Origin of the sequence: Paracraurococcus ruber (genome assembly GCF_004353985.1) — a bacterium.
GTDB lineage: Bacteria > Pseudomonadota > Alphaproteobacteria > Acetobacterales > Acetobacteraceae > Paracraurococcus > Paracraurococcus ruber.
Window position 1 is genome coordinate 1 of record NZ_SMOA01000471.1, and the last position, 2,724, is coordinate 2,724.

A 2,724-nucleotide genomic window follows, 5' to 3' on the forward strand; every position below is an offset into this window, starting at 1 on the left:
CGCCGCCGCGGCAGACCGCCCAAGCCGCGCCCCGCAGAACTCACCGGCGCGATGTAGCCACCAGCCGAACTGGGGAATTTTCAGCCAGCACTTTTGAGGAAAACCACCTCAGCATTGACAGGGGCCGGCGACCAGGGCGGCGCAGAAGCCGTCGATCGCGGAGACGGTCCAGTTGCGCCGGGCGATGTCGGGCTGGGCGGCGAGCCAGGCCTCCAGGTCATCGCGTGCCGGGGCCGGCACGCGATCGCGGCGGCGGGTCATGCGGCGAGCGCGGCAGGTCGTGCGTCGCGCCAAGTCCAGGGCAACAGGGTGTCGAGGGCGGTGCTGCGGACCTCGCCGGTCACCATCCGCTCCAGCGTATCGGTCAGCCAGGCCTGCAGATCGACGCCGTTGAGGATGGCGGTGCGGATCAGGGTGGTGGCGATCGCCCAGGCCTCGCCGCCGCCCTCGCTAGTGTGTTCCATGATCTTTTTGAGCCGTGCACTGACAAAGCGCTGGGCGACCGCAGAGTGTAGCGATGCAGGCCATTCACGCGGGGAATAGCCAATCAGATATCAGGATCCTCGAGACGGAGTATCGCTGTCAACTTTGCAGTCCGCGGGTAGAGCGTTTCGCACGGTGTCATAAGCCCATTCCAAGGTGCATCATGGATACGCTGCGAAACTACGAAATCCGTGATGTCCTCCACACCAAGCAGCATTCGGTGCGCAAACTCCTCCAGTATGTCTCCCCGCAGCCCAATCTGCAAAGCACGGCGCGCTAGCGGCGCGCCGGAGGGATCGTGATCCGGATCCCATTGGAACTGGACATCTGCAGCACGGACGGCGCGTTTCCAAACATTCTCGTGCTCGTACCCAGAGGCTTGGAAGGAGGAGTATACCCCCTGCGCGATCAATCGCTCGAAGTCGGCTCGGGCCAATCGTAGTGCCAAAATGCGCTCCTGCCCTTTCTTCGTGGCCCAGCCGGAGCGGTGCATCATCCAGAGAAAGTTCGGCTTGATCCAGCTCATGCGCTTCAGACTGAAGCCCCAACCGCCGAGGCGGCCGTCCCTGACGGCCGCTGCCGCAGCTTCCGGCCGATAGGCCTGGTACACGACGATTGACTGTGCATCATGATGCGCCAGGAGGTGCCGGCCACGCGCGGGCCAACGCGCTACCTGCACCGAGTAGAGTTCGATTTCGAGCATGCGAGGAAGCGGATAGTAGGGTCGCATTGAGTGCTCCTGGTACCGCGAGTGCGATCTCGAATGCGAACTACAAATCAAGCCGCGCGGTGGCCTCGCCCTTGCCCAGCTTTGCCCGCCGCACGTAGCGCCGCATGGTGCCGAGATGCCGGTGGCGGGTGTGCTCCACGATCTCCTCGTCGCGCGCACCGGCGAGGTAGCTCTGCGTCACGAAGCCCGCCCGCAGCCCGTGCGGAGTGACCGGCTCCAGCACGGTGCCCTGGATGCCGGCCAGCGCCGCCCGCCGCTTCAGGATCAGCCGCACCGCCTCGGTCGAGAGCCGGCCCGGCTCGACGGTGCCGTGCCGGGTGACGCCGCGGAACACCGGCCCGTAGCGGATCCCCGCCGCCCGCAGCCAGTCCTCGATGGCGCGCACCGGGCAGGTCTCCCGCGCCTTGCCGCGGCCGATCGAGATCCGCTGGCCCTCGCCCTCCTGGTCGGCCTTGGAGCGCGGCAGCAGCACCTCCAGCGCGCCGGTATGAAAGCGCAGGTGCTCGACATCGACGCCGACCAGTTCGCCGCGGCGCAGCGCCCCGGCATAGCCCAGCAGCAGCAGGGCGCGGTCGCGCAGGCCGGCGAGGTCGGGGCCGCAGGTCCGGACCAGGCTGCGGATCTCGGCGGTGGTCAGCGCCGCCGCCTGCCGGGCCGGGCGGGCATGCTCGCGGGCGATGCCGCGCAGCGCGTTGCGGATCGCCGGGTCGCGGCTGTCGAAGGTGTGCCGGGCCTCGCGATGGGCGCGGGCGATGGCGGCGAGACGCCGGCGCAGGGTGGCCAGGGCATGCAGCCCGGCATGGGCGGCGAGGTAGGCGGCGATGGTGGCCGGGGTGGCCGGCAGCGGCGCCAGGCCGGTCTGCCGGTACCACCCACAAAAGTGGCGCCACTCGCCGGCATAGGCCCGGCGGCATCGGCGCGGGCGATGTAGCCCAGGGCGTCGCGCAGAGCCCGCTCGCCCTCCGGCGTGGGCCGCTCCGCGACGGCCGTCGCTGGCGCCGGGACCAGGTCCCCGCTCATCGCCCCCTGCCCTTCCCCACCGAGGGATCCAGGCCCTCCAGCGACACCTCGAGGCCGAGATGCGCGGCGACCGCTTTCAGGGCGGCGACGTCGCCCTCGCGCCACTGCCGGCGGGAGAGCAGCCGGGCAGCCTCGGCCGCGGGTAGGCCGGTGGCGGCGCCGATCGCCGCCGGCGTGGTGATGCCCTGGTCCTCGAGATGGGTGTTGATGGTGAACCGCAGGCGGATGGCCTGTAGCCGTTCGGCCTGATGCTCGCGTCGGGCGGTGTGCGGCATGTTCCTGCCCTGTGGTCCGGGCCAGCCTACCATATCCCAGGCCCGTTCCAGCTTGCGGTAATTCCTCTTCCCGCAAGCTTCGTGGAGGCGCCACAATCGCGGCGGGGAGCCCCCTGGCTTAGAGCGTCTAACAGAACCACCGTTGGACGAATCGCCAGGCGATCATGGCTGATGCGAGGGTGAGAAAGGCGGCGTGGATGTCGGCACGGCGCTCGT

6 protein-coding genes are annotated in these 2,724 nt (G+C 69.2%); 1 reads left to right on the forward strand and 5 read right to left on the reverse strand.

Annotation, left to right across the window (positions count from 1 at the left end; genetic code table 11):
* Window positions 1–108: 108 nt before the first annotated feature.
* From E2C05_RS33655 to E2C05_RS34980, 4 genes are all read right to left on the reverse strand, one after another.
* Window positions 109–261: a hypothetical protein gene (locus E2C05_RS33655; RefSeq protein ID WP_158292485.1), complete on the reverse strand. Its 153-nt coding sequence runs from the start codon at window positions 259–261 to the stop codon at window positions 109–111.
* Window positions 258–464 carry a transposase domain-containing protein gene (locus tag E2C05_RS30865; RefSeq protein ID WP_133223435.1) on the reverse strand — a complete coding sequence of 69 codons (207 nt, stop codon included), beginning with the start codon at window positions 462–464 and terminating at the stop codon, window positions 258–260. Before E2C05_RS30865 ends, E2C05_RS33655 begins: the two co-directional genes overlap by 4 nt.
* An 83-nt stretch (window positions 465–547) precedes the next feature.
* Window positions 548–1,186: a DUF4291 domain-containing protein gene (locus E2C05_RS30870; RefSeq protein ID WP_133223438.1), complete on the reverse strand. Its 639-nt coding sequence runs from the start codon at window positions 1,184–1,186 to the stop codon at window positions 548–550.
* A 67-nt stretch (window positions 1,187–1,253) separates the two neighbouring features.
* Window positions 1,254–1,826: a tyrosine-type recombinase/integrase gene (locus E2C05_RS34980; protein WP_338045223.1), complete on the reverse strand. Its 573-nt coding sequence runs from the start codon at window positions 1,824–1,826 to the stop codon at window positions 1,254–1,256.
* Between E2C05_RS34980 and E2C05_RS34985 the strand changes: the two genes are divergently transcribed.
* On the forward strand, window positions 1,713–2,144 hold the full coding sequence (locus E2C05_RS34985; protein ID WP_240046969.1) for a hypothetical protein: 432 nt from the start codon (window positions 1,713–1,715) through the stop codon (window positions 2,142–2,144). The two genes, E2C05_RS34980 and E2C05_RS34985, sit on opposite strands and share 114 nt — an antisense overlap.
* Window positions 2,145–2,229: 85 nt before the next feature.
* On the opposite strand, the gene E2C05_RS30880 is transcribed toward E2C05_RS34985, so the two are convergent.
* Window positions 2,230–2,508: a hypothetical protein gene (locus E2C05_RS30880; RefSeq protein ID WP_133223437.1), complete on the reverse strand. Its 279-nt coding sequence runs from the start codon at window positions 2,506–2,508 to the stop codon at window positions 2,230–2,232.
* Window positions 2,509–2,724: the final 216 nt, after the last annotated feature.